14 protein-coding genes are annotated in these 17080 nt (G+C 57.2%); 9 read left to right on the top strand and 5 right to left on the bottom strand.

Features of this window, described 5'->3' with window-relative positions; all coding sequences use genetic code 11:
* Positions 1 to 42 precede the first annotated feature (42 nt).
* Genes fdnI through fdnG form a run of 3 tightly spaced genes read right to left on the bottom strand, consistent with a single transcriptional unit; the run spans position 43 to position 4635 of the window.
* Positions 43 to 699, bottom strand: coding sequence for a formate dehydrogenase-N subunit gamma (gene fdnI, locus LJA86_RS07405; RefSeq protein ID WP_229225926.1), 657 nt, complete (start codon positions 697 to 699; stop codon positions 43 to 45).
* Entirely contained in the window at positions 692 to 1576 is an 885-nt protein-coding gene (fdxH, locus tag LJA86_RS07410) for a formate dehydrogenase subunit beta (protein WP_048029865.1), read from the bottom strand. The genes fdnI and fdxH overlap by 8 nt, the downstream gene beginning before the upstream one ends.
* An 11-nt stretch (positions 1577 to 1587) precedes the next feature.
* Complete coding sequence (gene fdnG, locus LJA86_RS07415; RefSeq protein ID WP_229225927.1) at positions 1588 to 4635, bottom strand: formate dehydrogenase-N subunit alpha; 3048 nt, start codon at positions 4633 to 4635, stop codon at positions 1588 to 1590.
* 221 nt (positions 4636 to 4856) lie between these two features.
* Here fdnG and yddG point away from each other — a divergent pair, with 221 nt between their 5' ends.
* Entirely contained in the window at positions 4857 to 5735 is an 879-nt protein-coding gene (yddG, locus tag LJA86_RS07420) for an aromatic amino acid DMT transporter YddG (RefSeq protein ID WP_229225928.1), read from the top strand.
* 631 nt (positions 5736 to 6366) lie between these two features.
* Positions 6367 to 7476: a porin OmpC gene (locus tag LJA86_RS07425; RefSeq protein ID WP_032647384.1), complete on the top strand. Its 1110-nt coding sequence runs from the start codon at positions 6367 to 6369 to the stop codon at positions 7474 to 7476.
* Positions 7477 to 7530: 54 nt separating this feature from the next.
* Here LJA86_RS07425 and LJA86_RS07430 read toward each other — a convergent pair whose 3' ends face one another.
* The gene (locus LJA86_RS07430) at positions 7531 to 8475 is read right to left on the bottom strand and encodes a LysR substrate-binding domain-containing protein (protein ID WP_048223352.1); all 945 of its coding nucleotides are present in this window, start codon (positions 8473 to 8475) and stop codon (positions 7531 to 7533) included.
* 170 nt (positions 8476 to 8645) lie between these two features.
* Between LJA86_RS07430 and LJA86_RS07435 the strand changes: the two genes are divergently transcribed.
* From LJA86_RS07435 to LJA86_RS07465, 7 genes are read left to right on the top strand one after another with little or no spacing between them, the layout of a single operon-like run.
* Entirely contained in the window at positions 8646 to 9596 is a 951-nt protein-coding gene (locus LJA86_RS07435) for a branched-chain amino acid ABC transporter permease (protein WP_069719169.1), read from the top strand.
* A gap of 8 nt (positions 9597 to 9604) precedes the next feature.
* Positions 9605 to 10711, top strand: coding sequence for a branched-chain amino acid ABC transporter permease (locus LJA86_RS07440; RefSeq protein WP_090392480.1), 1107 nt, complete (start codon positions 9605 to 9607; stop codon positions 10709 to 10711).
* A complete protein-coding gene (locus LJA86_RS07445) occupies positions 10708 to 11475 on the top strand; it encodes an ABC transporter ATP-binding protein (RefSeq protein ID WP_229225929.1) in 768 nt (255 codons plus the stop codon). Before LJA86_RS07440 ends, LJA86_RS07445 begins: the two co-directional genes overlap by 4 nt.
* Positions 11468 to 12187, top strand: coding sequence for an ABC transporter ATP-binding protein (locus LJA86_RS07450; RefSeq protein WP_229225930.1), 720 nt, complete (start codon positions 11468 to 11470; stop codon positions 12185 to 12187). The genes LJA86_RS07445 and LJA86_RS07450 overlap by 8 nt, the downstream gene beginning before the upstream one ends.
* 28 nt (positions 12188 to 12215) lie before the next feature.
* Entirely contained in the window at positions 12216 to 13373 is a 1158-nt protein-coding gene (locus LJA86_RS07455; protein WP_045908804.1) for a branched-chain amino acid ABC transporter substrate-binding protein, read from the top strand.
* Between the two features lie 17 nt (positions 13374 to 13390).
* Positions 13391 to 13873 carry an L-2-amino-thiazoline-4-carboxylic acid hydrolase gene (locus tag LJA86_RS07460; RefSeq protein ID WP_023619185.1) on the top strand — a complete coding sequence of 161 codons (483 nt, stop codon included), beginning with the start codon at positions 13391 to 13393 and terminating at the stop codon, positions 13871 to 13873.
* Positions 13870 to 15096 carry a Zn-dependent hydrolase gene (locus LJA86_RS07465; protein ID WP_229225931.1) on the top strand — a complete coding sequence of 409 codons (1227 nt, stop codon included), beginning with the start codon at positions 13870 to 13872 and terminating at the stop codon, positions 15094 to 15096. Before LJA86_RS07460 ends, LJA86_RS07465 begins: the two co-directional genes overlap by 4 nt.
* 35 nt (positions 15097 to 15131) lie before the next feature.
* On the opposite strand, the gene LJA86_RS07470 is transcribed toward LJA86_RS07465, so the two are convergent.
* A complete protein-coding gene (locus LJA86_RS07470; protein ID WP_229225932.1) occupies positions 15132 to 17015 on the bottom strand; it encodes a potassium transporter Kup in 1884 nt (627 codons plus the stop codon).
* Positions 17016 to 17080 lie beyond the last annotated feature (65 nt).

Here is a 17080-nt window from a genome sequence, read left to right on the forward strand (position 1 = left end):
GCGCAAGCGCAGCGCCGCCGGGCAAAGCCGACGGCGCAGGTCTTACTTCATCCCTTCCGTACTTTCCTGTTTTGCTTCCAGTCGCTCCACATCACGGTACCAGCGCGGGTGGTGTTTCTGCGCCCAGCGGCGGCTCACCTTCCCTTCAATCATCCCTTTGATTGACCCTTTCACCCAGAACGCCATATACATATGGATCAGGATGGCATGAATCAGGATGATGGCCGATGTCGCGTGGATAAGCAGCGCGTAACGCACCACCTGAATCGGGAAATAATGCGCAAAATACGGACGCCAGATCATCACGCCGGTCACCAGCAGCACAAAAATCATGCTCATGATGGTCCAGAACATCATCTTCTGCCCGGCGTTGTATTTCCCCACCTTCGCGACTTTATGCTCGTTACCCTTCAGGACTTCGACAATCCCTTTCACCCACGGGATATCCTGCTTGTCAGGAATATTGTGATGGACGAAGCGCACGAACATAAACATCAGCACCACGAAAATCAGCACGCCGAAGAACGGGTGCAGAATGCGCCCCATCTGCGGCGTACCGAAGGTTTCGGTCAGCCACTGCAGCGTCGGGAAGAAGAACGAAATTCCCGATACCGCCACCAGGAAGAAGCAGACCACCACCGTCCAGTGACAGGCGCGATCGACAAATTTGGTGCGCACGATCATTTTCGACTTACTCATGATGCTCCTCCTCGTCGTCATCCACCTCTTTGTTTGGCCCGATACCGATGTAGTGATAGATCAACCCGGCAAAGGTGGCGATAAAGCCCGCCGCGGAGAGCGGTTTAAGCGCCCCTTTCCACAGGTTGATGGAGGTATCGATCGCCGGATCCTTCGGCAGGTTGTGGTACAGCTCCGGCTGGTCGCTATGGTGCAGCACATACATCACGTGCGTACCGCCCACGCCCTGCGGGTTGTAAATGCCCGCTTTGTTGTAGCCCCGTGCTTTGAGCTTATCGACGCGCTGCTGCGCCACCTCCAGCATCTCTTTTTTGGTGCCGAAGTGGATCGCCCCGGTGGGACAGGTCTTCACGCAGGCAGGTTCCTGACCGACGCTGACGCGGTCCACGCACAGGGTACATTTGTATACCCGGTTATCCTCTTTATTGAGGCGCGGAATATTAAACGGACAGCCCGCGATGCAGTAGCCGCAGCCGATGCAGTTGTCCTGCTGGAAATCAACGATCCCGTTGGCATACTGGATAATTGCCCCGGCAGACGGGCACGCCTTCAGGCAGCCCGGATCTTCACAGTGCATGCAGCCGTCTTTGCGGATCAGCCACTCCAGCTTGCCGTTCTGGTCGGTTTCGCTAAAACGCATCACCGTCCAGGATTTGGCGCTCAGATCCGCCGGATTATCGTAAACCCCTACGCAATGCCCCACCTCATCGCGGATGTCGTTCCACTCCGAGCAGGCCACCTGGCAGGCCTTACAGCCCACGCAGGAGGAGACGTCGATAAGCTTGGCGACTTCTGCCTTGTAGTCCCGCGCGCGAGGCGCGGGGGTAATCGGGTTCGTCGCGGAGCGTTTAATAATGTCTTGTGTTTCCATCGTCATTTAATCGCTCCTTACGCTTTCTCGATGTTGACCAGAAACGCTTTGTACTCCGGCGTTTGCGAGTTGGAATCGCCAACGTTTGGCGTCAGGGTATTAGCGATGTAGCCTTTCTGCGCCACCCCTTCAAAGCCCCAGTGCAGCGGGATGCCGACGGTTTCCACCCGCTGGCCGTGCACGTTCAGCGACTGCAGGCGGCGGGTGACCACCGCCACCGCGCGAATAAAGCCGCGCTTGCTGCTCACCTTCACGCGATCGCCGTTGGCAATGCCTTTCGCCTTCGCCAGCGTTTCGCTTATCTCCACAAACTGTTCCGGCTGCGCGATAGCGTTAAGCCGCGCGTGCTTGGTCCAGGTATGGAAATGCTCGGTCAGGCGGTAGGTCGTCCCCACGTACGGGAATTTGTCCTTTTTGCCCAGACGCAGCGCGTCGTCTTCGTAGATACGCACCACCGGACTGGAGACCACGTTCGGGTGCAGCGGATTTGTCCCCAGCGGCGTTTCCATCGGCTCGTAGTGCTCCGGGAACGGCCCTTCCGCCAGCTTATTGAGAGCAAACAGGCGTCCCAGTCCTTCCGGCTGCATGATAAACGGTCCGGTGTTGCTGCCCGGTGCGGCGGTGCTGTAGTCCGGGATATCGTTCCCCGTCCATTTCGCCCCGTTCCACTGGATCAGCATGCGCTTCGGATCCCAAGGCTTCCCGTTGATGTCCGCCGACGCGCGGTTGTACAGCACGCGACGGTTCAGCGGCCACGCCCATGCCCAGCCCAGGGTGTTGCCCAGACCTGACGGGTCAGCGTTATCACGGTTGGCCATCTGGTTACCCTGCTCGGTCCAGCTGCCGGTGTAGATCCAGCAGGACGAGGCCGTGGAGCCATCGTCGCGCAGCAGCGCGAAGCTGTTCAGCAGCTGACCTTTCTTCGCCACCAGATTGCCGCTCGCGTCATACAGATCCGCCAGCGCCACGCCGTTGTTCTCTTTCGCGACCTCTTCGGATTCAGGACGATCCGGCTGCTTGTAGCGCCAGCTCATCTTCAGCAGCGGCTCCGCGCCTTTGCCGCCTTCGGTGCGATACATTTCGCGCAGGCGGTGGTAGATCCCGGCCAGGATCTCACCGTCGTTACGCGCTTCGCCCGGTGCATCCTGGCCTTTCCAGTGCCACTGCAGCCAGCGGCCGGAGTTGGCAATGGAGCCATCCTCTTCCGCAAAGCAGGTGGACGGCAGGCGGAACACTTCGGTCTGAATCGAGGCCGGATCGACATCGTTTGATTCCCCGTGGTTCTGCCAGAAGGTGGAGGTCTCGGTCACCAGCGGATCGATAACGACCATGTACTTCAGCTTGCTCAGGCTGCGAACGACTTTGTTCTTGTCCGGGAAGGAGGCCACCGGGTTGAAGCCCTGGCAGATATATCCCGTGACGTCGCCCTTATCCATCATGTTGAAATACTTGATGACGTCATAAGCCTGATCCCACTTCGGCAGCCACTCAAAGCCCCAGTCGTTCTCTTTCTGCGCCGCATCGCCGTAGAAGGATTTCATCAGGCTGACGTAGAACTTCGGATAGTTGCTCCAGTAGTTCACCTGGTCCGGCAGCGTCGCTTTTGGCGTGTTCTCCGCCAGATAGCTTTGCAGATCCGTCTGCTTTTCAGACGGCAGCGTCAGGTAGCCCGGCAGGCTGGTCGAGAGCAGTCCGAGGTCGGTCAGCCCCTGAATGTTGGAGTGACCCCGCAGCGCGTTCACGCCACCCCCGGCCATGCCCATGTTGCCGAGCAGCAGCTGGATCATCGCCATGGTGCGGATGTTCTGCGCGCCGACGGTGTGTTGCGTCCAGCCCAGCGCGTACAGGAACGTGGTGGTTCTGTCGGCCGCGCTGGTGGAGGCCAGCACCTCACACACCTTCAGGAAGTCCGCTTTCGGCGTGCCGCAGATGTTTTCCACAACGTCCGGCGTATAGCGGGAAACATGCTGTTTCAGCAGGTTCCACACGCAGCGCGGGTGCGTCAGGGTTTCATCCCGCATCGCATAGCCGTTTTCATCGAACTGATAGTTCCAGGACGTTTTATCGTACTGGCGTTTTTCGGCGTCATAGCCGCTAAACAGTCCGTCATCGAAGGCAAAGTCATCCCGCACCAGCAGGTTCGCGTTGGTGTAGTGCTTAACGTATTCCGCGTTAATTTTGTTGTTTTCGATCAGGTACAGCAGCACACCGGACAGGAACGTAATGTCCGTACCGGAGCGGATTGGCGCATAGATATCGGCCACCGATGCCGTACGCGTAAAGCGCGGATCGACGACGATAAGCGTCGCATCATTGTTGTTTTTCGCTTCCATCGCCCAGCGGAACCCCACCGGATGGGCTTCAGCGGCGTTACCGCCCATCACCACCACGACGTTCGCGTTTTTGATATCAACCCAGTGGTTGGTCATCGCACCGCGACCAAATGTTGGAGCAAGACTTGCTACCGTTGGTCCGTGTCAGACGCGCGCCTGGTTGTCTACCGCCAGCATGCCGAGAGAGCGCACAAATTTTTGCGTCAGCATGCCGGTTTCATTACTGGCCGCAGAGGCGCATAACATGCCGGTGGTCAGCCAGCGGTTGACCGTCACGCCCTGCGCGTTCTTTTCAATAAAGTTGGCGTCGCGGTCGGCTTTCATTAATTTTGCAATACGGGAGAAGGCCTCATCCCAGGAGATACGCTGCCATTTATCAGAACCCGGCGCGCGATATTCCGGGTAGCGCAGGCGGTTTTCGCTGTGAACGTAGTCCAGCAGCCCCGCCCCTTTCGGGCAAAGCGCCCCGCGGCTCACCGGATGATCCGGATCCCCTTCAATGTGGTAAATCGCTTCTCTGGCGTTCTTCGCGCCATCGCCCAGGCTATACATTAAAAGCCCACAACCCACGGAGCAGTATGTGCAGGTGTTACGGATCTCTTTCGCGCGCAGCAGCTTATAGTTGCGTGCCTGAGCCAGCGCCATTTTGGGAGCAAATCCCAGCATTGCGGCTGTTGTTCCGGCCATACCGCCCGCGCAGATTTTAAAAAATTGTCTGCGGCTGACGTCCATTGTTGTCCTCGTTATCTGAAAAGACTTCGCGCCGCAAACTAACAGCAAAGCCCCTGATTTTTTTGCGTCAAATCAAGGTCATCTGTCTTCCCCCCCTTAATAGTCACCCCCGCAATATTTCATTACCCCTTTTTGATTAACGGCTTAAGAGAATAATTCACGACAGCGACAGGCGTAATGCGATACATTTTTCCTTTGATTTTTATTGCGATGGCGAAGTAATGGACAGAAAGAGAGCAACGCTTATTGGGCTGGCGGCGATATTGTTATGGAGCACCATGGTCGGTCTTATTCGCAGCGTGAGTGAGGGACTGGGCCCGGTAGGCGGTGCGGCGATGATCTATACCCTCAGCGGATTGCTGTGCCTGGTGACGGTAGGATTTCCTGATATCAGACGGTTCTCGCCGCGGTATCTTATTGCGGGCAGCGTTTTATTTGTCAGCTACGAAATATGCCTGGCGCTGTCGCTGGGCTATGCCGCCACGCGCGCGCAGGCGATTGAAGTCGGTATGGTGAATTACCTCTGGCCGAGCCTGACGATCGTATTTGCGATTTTGTTCAACGGGCAAAAATCTACCCTGTGGGTGATCCCAGGCCTGGTCATTTCGCTGCTGGGCGTCTGCTGGGTATTGGGTGGCGAAGAGGGATTACACCTTGAAGAAATAACCCGCAATGTCGTTTCCAGCCCTCTCAGCTATGCGCTGGCGTTTGCCGGGGCCTTTATCTGGGCCGCCTATTGCACAGTCACCAGCAAATTTGCGAAAGGACAAAACGGCATCACCCTGTTTGTCTTGCTGACCGCGCTAAGTCTGTGGGTGAAATATGCCCTGAGCGATCAGCCCGACATGGTGTTTACCCTCCCGGTGGTGGTGAAGCTCATTATGTGCGGCATTGCGCTTGGGTTTGGTTACGCCGCATGGAATATTGGTATCCTGCACGGTAACGTCACGGTGCTGGCTGCCGTGTCCTATTTTACCCCCGTCCTCTCTGCTGCGCTTGCTGCCGCAGTGTTAAGCTCCCCCCTTTCATTCTCGTTCTGGCAAGGCGCGCTGATGGTCTGCGCCGGGTCGTTGCTCTGCTGGTACGCAACGCGAAAATAAGGTTTTCTGCCGTGGCCGGGGGAATTTCAACCCGGCAACATAATTAACATAAATTTAAAATGTGATCGCACTTCAGAATATTTATTCTGATAACAGACAGTCTGTTTAAATTCGGTTTATATTTGCTGTTATCTGTAAAGCACCCTGAAAGGAATTGACATAAACTGACAACAGCATGAAATTAGTCAACCATCAATATTAACGCCATGGATAGCCATGACTGCAATAATTCAGATCTGACACATTTATTGAAATATGCGGAATAGCCGTCGAATATTCAGACTAACCAACTAATTTTAAAGAAAAACAGTAATAGAACCCGCCCCAACCCCTCGAACATACCGAAATCTAACGCACGATATTAAAACCTTCAGAAATTATAGCGACAGCAATAATCCCACGCATTAAATACATATTAATCGTATAAATTCCGCTCATATTGTTTGCATATCACCCTTCCCACACGATCGAGATCACACTAATTGAAATTATCTCTAATATTTTGAAACTTATTATTGAAATAAGACGACGAGATTTTTAAGAATAGCATGCCATTGACGAACAGCCTCGTTTAGAAATCGTTCAAAGTGGTTCAGGAAATACCCAAAAAAAATTATAAGGAACATTTAAGATGAAACTTAAATTAGTTGCAGTGGCAGTCACTTCCATGCTGGCAGCAGGCGTTGTTAACGCTGCCGAAATTTACAACAAAGACGGTAACAAGCTGGATCTGTACGGTAAAGTGACAGGTCTGCACTATTTCTCTGATGACGCTGGCGCAGATGGCGATAAAACCTACATGCGTATCGGCTTCAAGGGTGAAACGCAAGTTAACGATCAGCTGTCCGGTTACGGCCAGTGGGAATACCAGATTCAGGGCAACAAAGACGAAGGCGACAACCAGTCCTGGACGCGTGTGGCGTTTGCAGGTCTGAAATTCGCGGAAGCAGGTTCATTCGATTACGGTCGTAACTACGGCGTGATTTACGACGTGACCTCCTGGACCGACGTGCTGCCAGAATTCGGCGGTGACACCTACGGTGCCGACAACTTCCTGCAGTCTCGTGCTAACGGCGTGGCAACCTACCGTAACCAGGACTTCTTCGGTCTGGTTGATGGCCTGAACTTTGCTCTGCAGTATCAGGGTAAAAACGGCAGCGTAAGCGGTGAAAACACCAGCGGCCGCAGCCTGCTGAACCAGAACGGTGACGGCTATGGCGCATCCCTGACTTACGATCTGGGCGAAGGCTTCAGCGTAGGTGGTGCAATGTCTTCTTCCCGTCGTACCGCTGACCAGAATGCGGCTGGCGTATACGGTGAAGGCGACCGCGCAGAAGTGTACAGCGGTGGTGTGAAATACGACGCGAACAACGTTTACCTCGCGGCGCAGTACTCTCAGACCTATAACGCAACCCGCTTCGGTACCTCTAACAACAAGCGTACCGACATCTACGGCTTTGCAAACAAGGCGCAAAACTTCGAAGTTGTGGCTCAGTATCAGTTCGACTTTGGCCTGCGTCCGTCCATCGCTTACCTGCAGTCTAAAGGCAAAGACATCGAAAACTTCGGCGACCAGGATCTGGTTAAATACATCGATGTTGGCACGACCTATTATTTTAACAAAAACATGTCCACCTACGTGGATTACAAAATCAACCTGCTCGACGACAACAAGTTCACTCGCCAGGCAGGCATCGGTACCGACAACATCGTGGCGCTGGGTCTGACCTACCAGTTCTAAAACCTTGTCTGTCCAAAAGCCAGCTGAACAAGCTGGCTTTTTTTTCGCCGTCCTTTACCCGACGGACGACTCCCCGCCCGCCGCCCGACGCAGCCAGGTTTGCAGCAGCTTGCCGTCCTCGGTCATCTCTGAATCCGAACGCACGCAGAGGTAATAATCGCGCCCGTCATCAATCGGTAGGTCAAATATCTTCACCAGCTCACCGCTCTCAAGATACGGCGCAATCAGCGGCTCACGCATTAGCGCACAGCCCAGACCAGCCTGTACGCCCGCCAGCGTCAACAGTCCGTCTTCAAACAGCGGGCCGCTGCGCCGGAGAGGACGTTTTACCCCCTGCAACAAAAACCACTGCGTCCAGCTTGTACGCTCTTCATCGTGCAGGAGCGGCATTTGCAGCAACTGCTCAGGCGTATCGATATGGCCATGAATGCGTAAAAACGCACGGCTGCACACCGGCACCATCTGACCGGAAATCAGCTTTTCACTCTGATAGCCCGCCCACTGCCCGTTGCCAAAACGAATCGACATATCCGACGCGTCGCTCAGATAGTTACGGTGGTTGGCATACACCACGTTGATCTCGGTTTGGGGATTGGCGCGCATAAACGCAGGCAAACGTGGAATAAACCACCCCATACCAAACAGCGGGATCAGGCTGATGGTGACCTGACGCGTTTGCGCCTGCTCCGCCAGGTGCTCCGTCGCCTGGCGCAGCACGTTAAACGCCGCACGGATCGAGCGGTAATATTCCCGCCCGTGCTGGCTCAGCACCAGCCTGCGCCCCTGACGTTCCGTGAGCGGCATTTGCAGGTATCCTTCGAGCACCTTGAGCTGATGGCTGACGGCCGACGGAGAGATATTCAGCTCCTGTGCGGCCAGCGTGACGCTGCCCAGCCGGGCGATGGCCTCAAAGGCACGTACGGCCCGAAGCGGCGGATCGTTTGCCAGGCGGCTTTCTGCATACGCCGCCAGATTCGCCAATTGTTCTGTTTTATTCATATGTTGATTTCTTTAGGCTTTTCACCCAAAAGCAGGCATAAACTATTTTCATATAAATCATAAAGATAAAACAATATTTATTTATCATAAGAAATAATAGATGCGTATTTTACAATTTAATTCATTTATTGGATGGTAGCCGCAGAACGAGCACTTTGCGGGTACAGACGTTGGATACACTCATACAACAACTGATCAACGGTGTGATGCTGGGAAGCATCTATGCGCTGATCGCGCTGGGCTATACCATGGTGTATGGCATTTTGCGCATTATTAACTTTGCTCACGGCGATATTCTGATGGTCGGCGCGCTCACCACGCTCTCCGCCATGAACGCCCTGAACACCACCTTCCCGCATATGCCGCTGCTGTTGCAGCTTGGCATTGCCCTGATGATTGCCATGGCCGTTTGCGCCGTGCTGGCGATGGCCGTGGAACGCTTTGCCTACCGTCGACTGCGCAACGCTCCGCGGCTCGCGCCGCTGATCTCGGGTATCGGCGTCTCCGTCCTGCTGCAAACCGTGGCGATGATTATCTGGACACGCAACCCGCTGATGTTCCCGCAGATCCTGCCCATGGATCCGATTGCCGTGACGTCTGGAAGTGAAACGCACCCGCCCGCCATCGTGACCGTTACCGGCATTGTCACCGTGGCGCTGGCGCTGGCTGTGATGACCGGCCTGTGGCTGCTGGTGGAATACACCCGTCTGGGGCGCGGTATGCGCGCCGTGGCGGAAAACCCACGCGTGGCCACGCTGATGGGGGTTAACCCAAACGCCATCATCACCCTGACGTTTGCCATTGGCGGCGTGTTTGCCGCGCTGGCAGGCGTGATGATGGCCAGCAATTACGGTAACGCCAGCTTCTCGATGGGCTTTTTGCCCGGGATCAAGGCCTTTACCGCCGCCGTGCTGGGGGGCATTGGTAACATTCGTGGCGCCATGATTGGCGGCATCCTGCTCGGCATTATCGAAGCGCTGGGCGCAGGTTACCTCGGTGAACTGACCCATGGCGTATTTGGCAGCAACTATCAGGATGTCTTTGCCTTTATGGTGCTGATCCTGGTGTTGGTCTTTCGTCCGGCTGGCCTGCTGGGCGAGCGCGTGGCGCACAGGGCGTAAGGAATACCATGACAACACTTCAACTCCAGACCCCGGTGACGACACGCAAATTCTGGTCAGGCATGAGCCTGTTCTGCCTTGCGCTGCTGATTGCTCCCGTGGTGGCCACGCAGCTTGGCGGCAACTACTGGGTGCGAGTCATCGACTTCGCTCTGCTCTACATCATGCTGGCGCTCGGGCTAAACATTGTGGTGGGCTATACCGGCCTGCTGGACATGGGCTTTATCGCCTTTTACGCGGTCGGCGCCTACCTCGCGGCACTGATGGCCTCCCCACACCTGCTGGAGGTGTTTCCGATCCTCGGCGTCTGGTTCCCGGACGGGCTGCACACCTCGTATCTGCTCATTATTCCGCTGGCCGCCCTCGTCGCGGCAGTCTGCGGGATTTTACTCGGTGCTCCTACGCTCAAGCTGCGCGGGGACTACCTGGCGATAGTGACCCTCGGCTTTGGCGAAATTATTCGCATCCTGATGCGTAACCTCGACCGTCCGGTAAACATTACCAACGGCGCAAAGGGCATTACCGGGGTGGATACGTTGAACCTGTTCGGCCTAAAGTTCAGCGGCGTATACCACTGGTTTGGTTTCAAAGTGCCTGCCCTGTGGCTGTGGTACTACCTGCTGATGCTGGTCATTGTGGCGATTATTTTTGTCTGCCTGCGCCTGCAGCATTCCCGCATTGGTCGCGCCTGGCACGCCATCCGCGAGGATGAAGATGTGGCGCGCGCGATGGGCATCAACGTGCGTAACTATAAGCTGCTCGCCTTTGCGATGGGCGCCTCCTTTGGCGGCGTGGCGGGTGCGCTTTTCGGCGCGTTTCAGGGCTTTGTCTCCCCGGAATCCTTCACGTTACAGGAATCGATTGCCGTACTGGCGATGGTGGTGCTGGGCGGCATGGGGCACATTCCGGGCGTGATCCTGGGCGCGGTACTGCTGACCGCCCTGCCGGAACTGCTGCGCAGCCAGGCAGCGCCGGTTCAGCAGGCGCTGTTCGGTACGGTGCTGATTGACCCGGAAGTGCTGCGTCAGCTGTTTTACGGTCTGGCACTGGTACTGGTCATGCTGGTACGCCCGTCCGGGATCTGGCCGGTACGCCACAAGGAGGCGAAGGCATGAGCCTGTTAACCGTACGCAACATGACAAAACGCTTCGGTGGGCTGACTGCTGTAGATGACGTTTCGATAACCGTGAACAGAGGCGAGATCTACGGGCTGATCGGCCCCAACGGCGCAGGAAAAACCACCTGCTTTAACCTCATCACCGGCCTTTATCCGGCGGACAGCGGCGAGTTTTCGATAGCGGATAAGCCCTATTTCCCAAAACACATTGAGAAAGTGACCGCCGCCGGGATTGCGCGCACCTTCCAGAACGTGCGCCTCTTCAACGACATGTCGGTACTGGAAAACGTGATGGTGGGCCGCCACGTGCGCACCCGTAACGGCCTGTGGGCCGCGCTGAGCCACCACAAACGCGCCCGTGAGGAAGAGAAACAGACCCGCGAACTGGCCTGGCACTGGCTGGACTATACCGGCATTGCGCAGTTCGCCCACTATCGCGCCTGCGATCTGGCCTATGGCCATCAGCGTCGCCTTGAAATCGCCCGCGCGCTGGCAACAGATCCGCTGCTGCTGGCGCTGGACGAACCCGCCGCCGGGATGAACGCGGCGGAAAAAGTGGCGCTCGGCGAGCTGCTCATCCGCATCCGTGATGACGGCAAAACCCTGCTGATGATTGAACATGACGTCAAGCTGGTGATGGGCATCTGCGACCGCCTGACGGTCCTTGATTACGGCAAAACGCTTGCCAGCGGCACGCCGGAAAACGTGCGGCGCGATCCGGCAGTGATCGCCGCCTGGCTTGGAGGCAACGCCCATGTCTGAATTACTGAAGGTAGAACGTCTGGACGTGCATTACGGCGGCATTCAGGCCGTACGCGACGTCTCCTTTACCCTGCGCGAGGGCGAACAGGCTACGCTGATCGGCGCGAACGGCGCGGGGAAAAGCTCCACCGTACGCGCCATTACCGGGCTGGAAAGCTTTAGCGGCAGTATTGAATTCAGCGGTAAAGCGGTGCGTAAACAGAGCCCGGAGACCCTGCTTCGCGACGGACTGGTGATGGTCCCGGAGGGCCGCGGGATCTTCTCCCGCATGACGGTACTGGAAAACCTGCAGATGGGCGCCTGGCTAAGGCGTGACACTGTCACCGTTAAACGCGAAATGAACGAGATATTCGAGCGCTTCCCGCGTCTGGGCGAACGCCAGCATCAGCTTGCCGGGCTGTTGTCCGGCGGTGAGCAACAGCTGCTGGCCCTTAACCGCGCCCTGCTCAGCCGCCCGCGTCTACTGATCCTCGACGAGCCTTCGATGGGCCTTGCCCCGAAGATGGTCGAAAACATTTTTGCCGTGATCGCCGGGCTGCGTAAGCGCGGTGTCGCCCTGCTGCTTATTGAACAAAACGCCCGGCTCGCGCTGGAAGTGACCGACAGCGCGTGGGTGATGGACAGCGGCAGCATTGTTCATCATGGCGAATCGACTGCGCTGCTTAGCGACGACCAGATTGCACAGATTTATTTGGGCGAAATGCCCGTTTAACCACACCAGCCAACATCAGGGAAATACAATGAAAACAGTAAAAATCAGTGCGCTCAGCGCCGCTATTCTCCTCGGCAGCTTTGCCTCGACGGCCACGTGGGCCGCTGACAGCGAAACCGTGGTCATCGGTCTGGCAGGCCCGCTGACCGGCCCATCTGCCCGTATCGGGAAAGATCTGGAGAACGGCGCGCAGCTGGCCATTGACGACATTAATAAGCAGCACCCGACTATCGGCGGCAAAGCGGTCACCTTCAAACTGCAGTCCGAAGACGATCAGTCCGACCCGCGTACCGCCGTGGCCGTCGCGCAGCGTCTGGTGGACAGCGATGTGGCGGGCGTGGTCGGCCACTGGAACACCGGCACCAGCATTCCTGCGGCCCGCATTTATCACGATGCAGGCATCGCCCAGGTGGCACCAGTCGCGACCGGTCACGCCTATACGCAACAAGGTTTTGATACCAGCTTCCGCGTGATGGGACACGACGATGACGGCGGCCAGCTCGCCGGTCAGTATGCGGTCAATACCCTGAAAGCCAAACGCATTGCGGTGATCGACGACCGCACCGCATTTGGTCAGGGGCTTGCAGACCAGTTTATTAAATCGCTTGAAGCCCAGGGCGTGAAAATTGTCGATCGTCAGTACGTGGATGACAAAACGGTCGATTTCAGCGCCGTACTGACCGCCATCCGCAGTAAAAACGCCGATCTGATCTTCTTCGGCGGCGTCGACAGCCAGGCCGCACCGCTGGCTCGCCGCATCAAACAGCTGGGCATGAATGCCACGCTGATGGGCGCAGGCGGATTCGTCAGCCAGACGTTCCTCAAGCTGGCGCAGAAAGAAGGCGAAGGCGTTGTGGCGCTGGAGCCGGGTCTGCCCGTTGACCAGATGCCGGGTGGAAAGGCATTCGAACAGGCCTATCAGTCCCGCTACCACACCCATATCGAACTGCACGCCCCGTTCGCCTATGACGCCACCCGCGTGCTGGTTGCGGCAATGGAAAAAGCAGACTCCGTTGAGCCTTCCGCGTATCTGCCTGCTCTGCGCGCCATCAGCTATTCCGGCGTCACCGGGCAGATCGCGTTTGATAAAGAGGGCAACCTGAAATCGCCGTCGTTCACGGTCTACAAGGTTGTCGACGGCAAATGGCAGCCGCAGACCGTGCTGGGCGGCGCAAAAGCGAAGTAACGCAGCGAGGCAATGTGATGAGTGATAATAACGAGCTGGGCATTCTCGCCCGCCGCAAAATTGAAGCCGAAATTATTAAGCCAATTTATGAAATCCTGGTGCGCGAGATAGGGAAAGCCCGCGCCCAGGCGGTGATTGGCGAGGCCATTGAGCAGGCCGCGATTGACGCTGGCAAAGCGTTTGCCAGCAAAGAACCCAACGGCGCGAACATCAAGAGCTTTATCGCCCTGCAGTATCTGTGGGAGAAAGATAACGCCCTGGAGGTGAAGGTGATCGACGCCGACGACCAGCAGTACAACTATAACGTGACCCGCTGTCGCTACGCGGAGATGTACCACGAGATGGGGCTGGGCGAGATTGGCCACCTGCTCTCCTGCGCGCGCGATGAAAAATTCATCGTTGGCTATGCGCCGGACGTTGAGCTAACCCGCACCACTACCATTATGCAAGGCGGTGCGTGCTGTGATTTCCGCTACCGCAGCAGCAAGGACAAGCCATGATCCGCGTCAACGCCGAACGGTTGTGGTCAACGCTTGAGATGATGGCGCAGATCGGCGGCACGCCCGCCGGTGGCGTCACCCGTCTGGCATTAAGCGAGGAAGATCGTGTTGCGCGTAACCTGCTGCGCGACTGGGCGCTGGACGCCGGTTTTACCTGTGACGTCGACAGCATGGGCAATATGTTTATCCGCCGCGCGGGAAAAAAACCGCAGCTTGCCCCGGTCATGACCGGTTCACACGTGGATACCCAGCCGCTGGGGGGGAACTACGACGGGGTTTACGGCGTGCTGGCCGGGCTGGAGCTGCTGCGTACCCTCAATGACCATCACGTTGAGACGGAGCGTGACATCGTGCTGGTTAACTGGACCAACGAAGAAGGCGCGCGCTTCGCACCAGCCATGCTTGCTTCAGGGGTCTGGACGGGGCAGTTTAGCGAAGCGTACGCTCATGCCCGCGCCGATCACGATGGCATCACCGTGGGTGAAGCGCTGGATAGCATTGGCTACCGGGGTGAAACCCCTGCCCGCGCGTTTCCGGTTCACGCCTGCTACGAGCTGCACATCGAACAGGGACCGATTCTGGAAGACGAAGCCCTGGATATCGGGCTCGTCCGCGCGGCAATGGGCCAGCGCTGGTTTACCCTGACGCTGGACGGATTTGCCGCTCATGCGGGCACCACGCCGATGCACAGCCGCCGCGACGCGCTGACCGCCTTCGCGGAGCTGGCGCTGAAGGTGGAAGAAATTGGCTATCGGCATGCGCCGGACGGACGCGCGACGATCGGTATGGCGCAGGTTACGCCAAACTCGCGCAACGTCGTGCCGTCTCGCGTGGTATGCAGCGTGGAGTTTCGCCATCCGGCGCAGGCGGCACTGGAAGCCATGGAGGCAGCGCTGCATAAGGTGGCTGAAAGCCTGAGTCTGCGCGGCGTGTCGGCACTCGTTGAGCGCATTTTTGACTACGCGCCCATCGCGTTTGATGCCAAATGTCTGGCTCGAACGGAGAAGGCGGTGGCAGAACTGGGCTATTCGTCGAAACCGATGGTCTCGGGTGCGGGACATGACGCCTGCTATGTCAGCAACATTGCCCCTGCCAGCATGATCTTTATCCCCTGCGTAAAAGGCATCAGCCATAACGAAGCGGAAAGGATCCTGCCGGAGTGGTCCGAGAAAGGGGCAAACGTGCTGTTGCACAGCGTCCTGTCCGCGGCTCAGGAGAGCTAGAACGGCGCGAAAGCAGCCCCTGCTTTCGCGCGACGCTAGACGGCAACGCGGCGGCTGATTTCAACCACCCGATCGCTGGGAAGGTGGTAGTGGTTGATGACGTGCGTGCAGTTGCGCTTCATGAAGGCAAAAATGTTTCGCTGCCAGGCCGCCATACCGGCCCCGCCTTCGCCTGCCACAATGGTTTCATGCCCGACATACCAGGTGGCGTCGTCCGTGGCAAAAATTGCGTTAATCTCGCTGACGCCCTGCAACAAACGCGGGATGTCCGGGTGTTCCATAAAGCCATATTGCGCCACGCCGTGCCAGTAGCCCGGCGCGCGCTGCTCCACCCTGATACGCTGCTCTTCTCCGACGTAGGGCACGTTGAGAATATCAATGGTCAGCGACAACACGTCCTGCTGTAGCGCCCGGTTTCGCGCGACATGCCAGCGCATTACCGGTGGGATATTGTTCTGCGTGCGGGTCAAAAAGACGGCAGAGCCCGTCACTCTGGGCACCGTCTTTTGCTGAAGCTGGGCAAAGAACGCATCCACGCTGATGCCCTTCTCGCCCACCGACGCGGATACCGCCTGCACGCCGCGATGCCAGATCAGCATCACCGTACAAATGGCGGCGGCCATCAGCAGCGGGATGTAGCCGCCCTCAAGGACCTTAATCAGATTGGCAAATAAGAAGGTAGCATCGATCGTCAGGAAACAGAGGGCGATGATCCCGCTGCTGAACAGGCTCCAGCGCCATACTTCCCGCATAGCGACAAACAGCAGTCCTGTCGTCATCAGCATGGTTAACGACACAGCAATGCCGTACGCCGCGGCAAGCTTGTCGGAGGATTTAAAGAACACCACCAGCCCTATCGTCACCACCATCAGCATCCAGTTTATTATCCCGATATAGATCTGACCGTAGCTTTCTGCCGCCGTCTGTTTGATGCGTAGCCGGGGTAACCAGCCGAGCTGAATCGCCTGACGCGTCATGGAAAAAGCGCCGGTAATAATCGCCTGACTGGCAATGATCGTCGCCAGCGCGGCAAGAATGATGAGCGGCACCTGCAGCGCTGGTGGACAGAGCGTATAGAATAGATTTTGTTTGCTGTCGGCACCGGCCAGAATCAATGCTGACTGACCAGCATAGTTGAGCAGCAGCGAAGGGAAGACGACGCCGTACCAGGCAAACCAGATGGGCTTTTTACCGAAATGCCCCATATCGGCGTACAGCGCCTCGGCACCCGTCACGCAGAGAAATACGCCCCCCAGGACCAGGAAGCTGGTGTACCCGTTCGAAAACAAAAACGCGATGCCGTAAGCAGGATTAAGGGCCAACAGTACCGAGGGGTGCTGAACGATCCCCCGCACGCCCAGGGCCGCAATCGCCAGGAACCACAGCGCCATCACCGGGCCAAATATCTTCCCTATGCGGGCGGTACCAAAAGGCTGGATCAGGAACAGCGCCAGCAACACCGCAACCGTGAGGGGTAAGATGTACGGCTGGGACTCCGGAATGACCATCTCCAGCCCTTCCAGGGCGGAAAGCACGGAGATGGCCGGGGTTATCGCGCCGTCACCGTATATCAACGCGGCGCCAATTAGGGCGGCAAAAATGACCCAGCGACCGCCTTTGCCTTTTTCCACCAGAAGCGACATCAGGGCCATAATGCCCCCCTCGCCATGATTATCAATTCGCATGGCGAAGGCGGCATACTTGATGGAGGTCACCAGGATGAGCGTCCAGGTAATCAGGGAGAGCAGGCCCAGGATGACGTCGGGCGTCGGGTCATGCTCAGAGAGCGAAAGCACCGTCCGGAAGGTATAAAGCGGGCTGGTGCCGATATCACCAAAAACAACACCCAGCGCGCCCCCTGCAAGCAGGGTTAACCGGGAGAGAGGTTGGGACGGTTCACTGCTGTGGCGCGGGCTCATATTTTCCAGCAAGAGTCAGATAATCCTTTAAAAAACATAGCTCATCTGCCCCGCCCGCGCCAACC

This window comes from Enterobacter sp. TCD1-1 (assembly GCF_020567405.1).
GTDB classification, from domain to species: Bacteria; Pseudomonadota; Gammaproteobacteria; order Enterobacterales; family Enterobacteriaceae; genus Enterobacter; species Enterobacter quasiroggenkampii.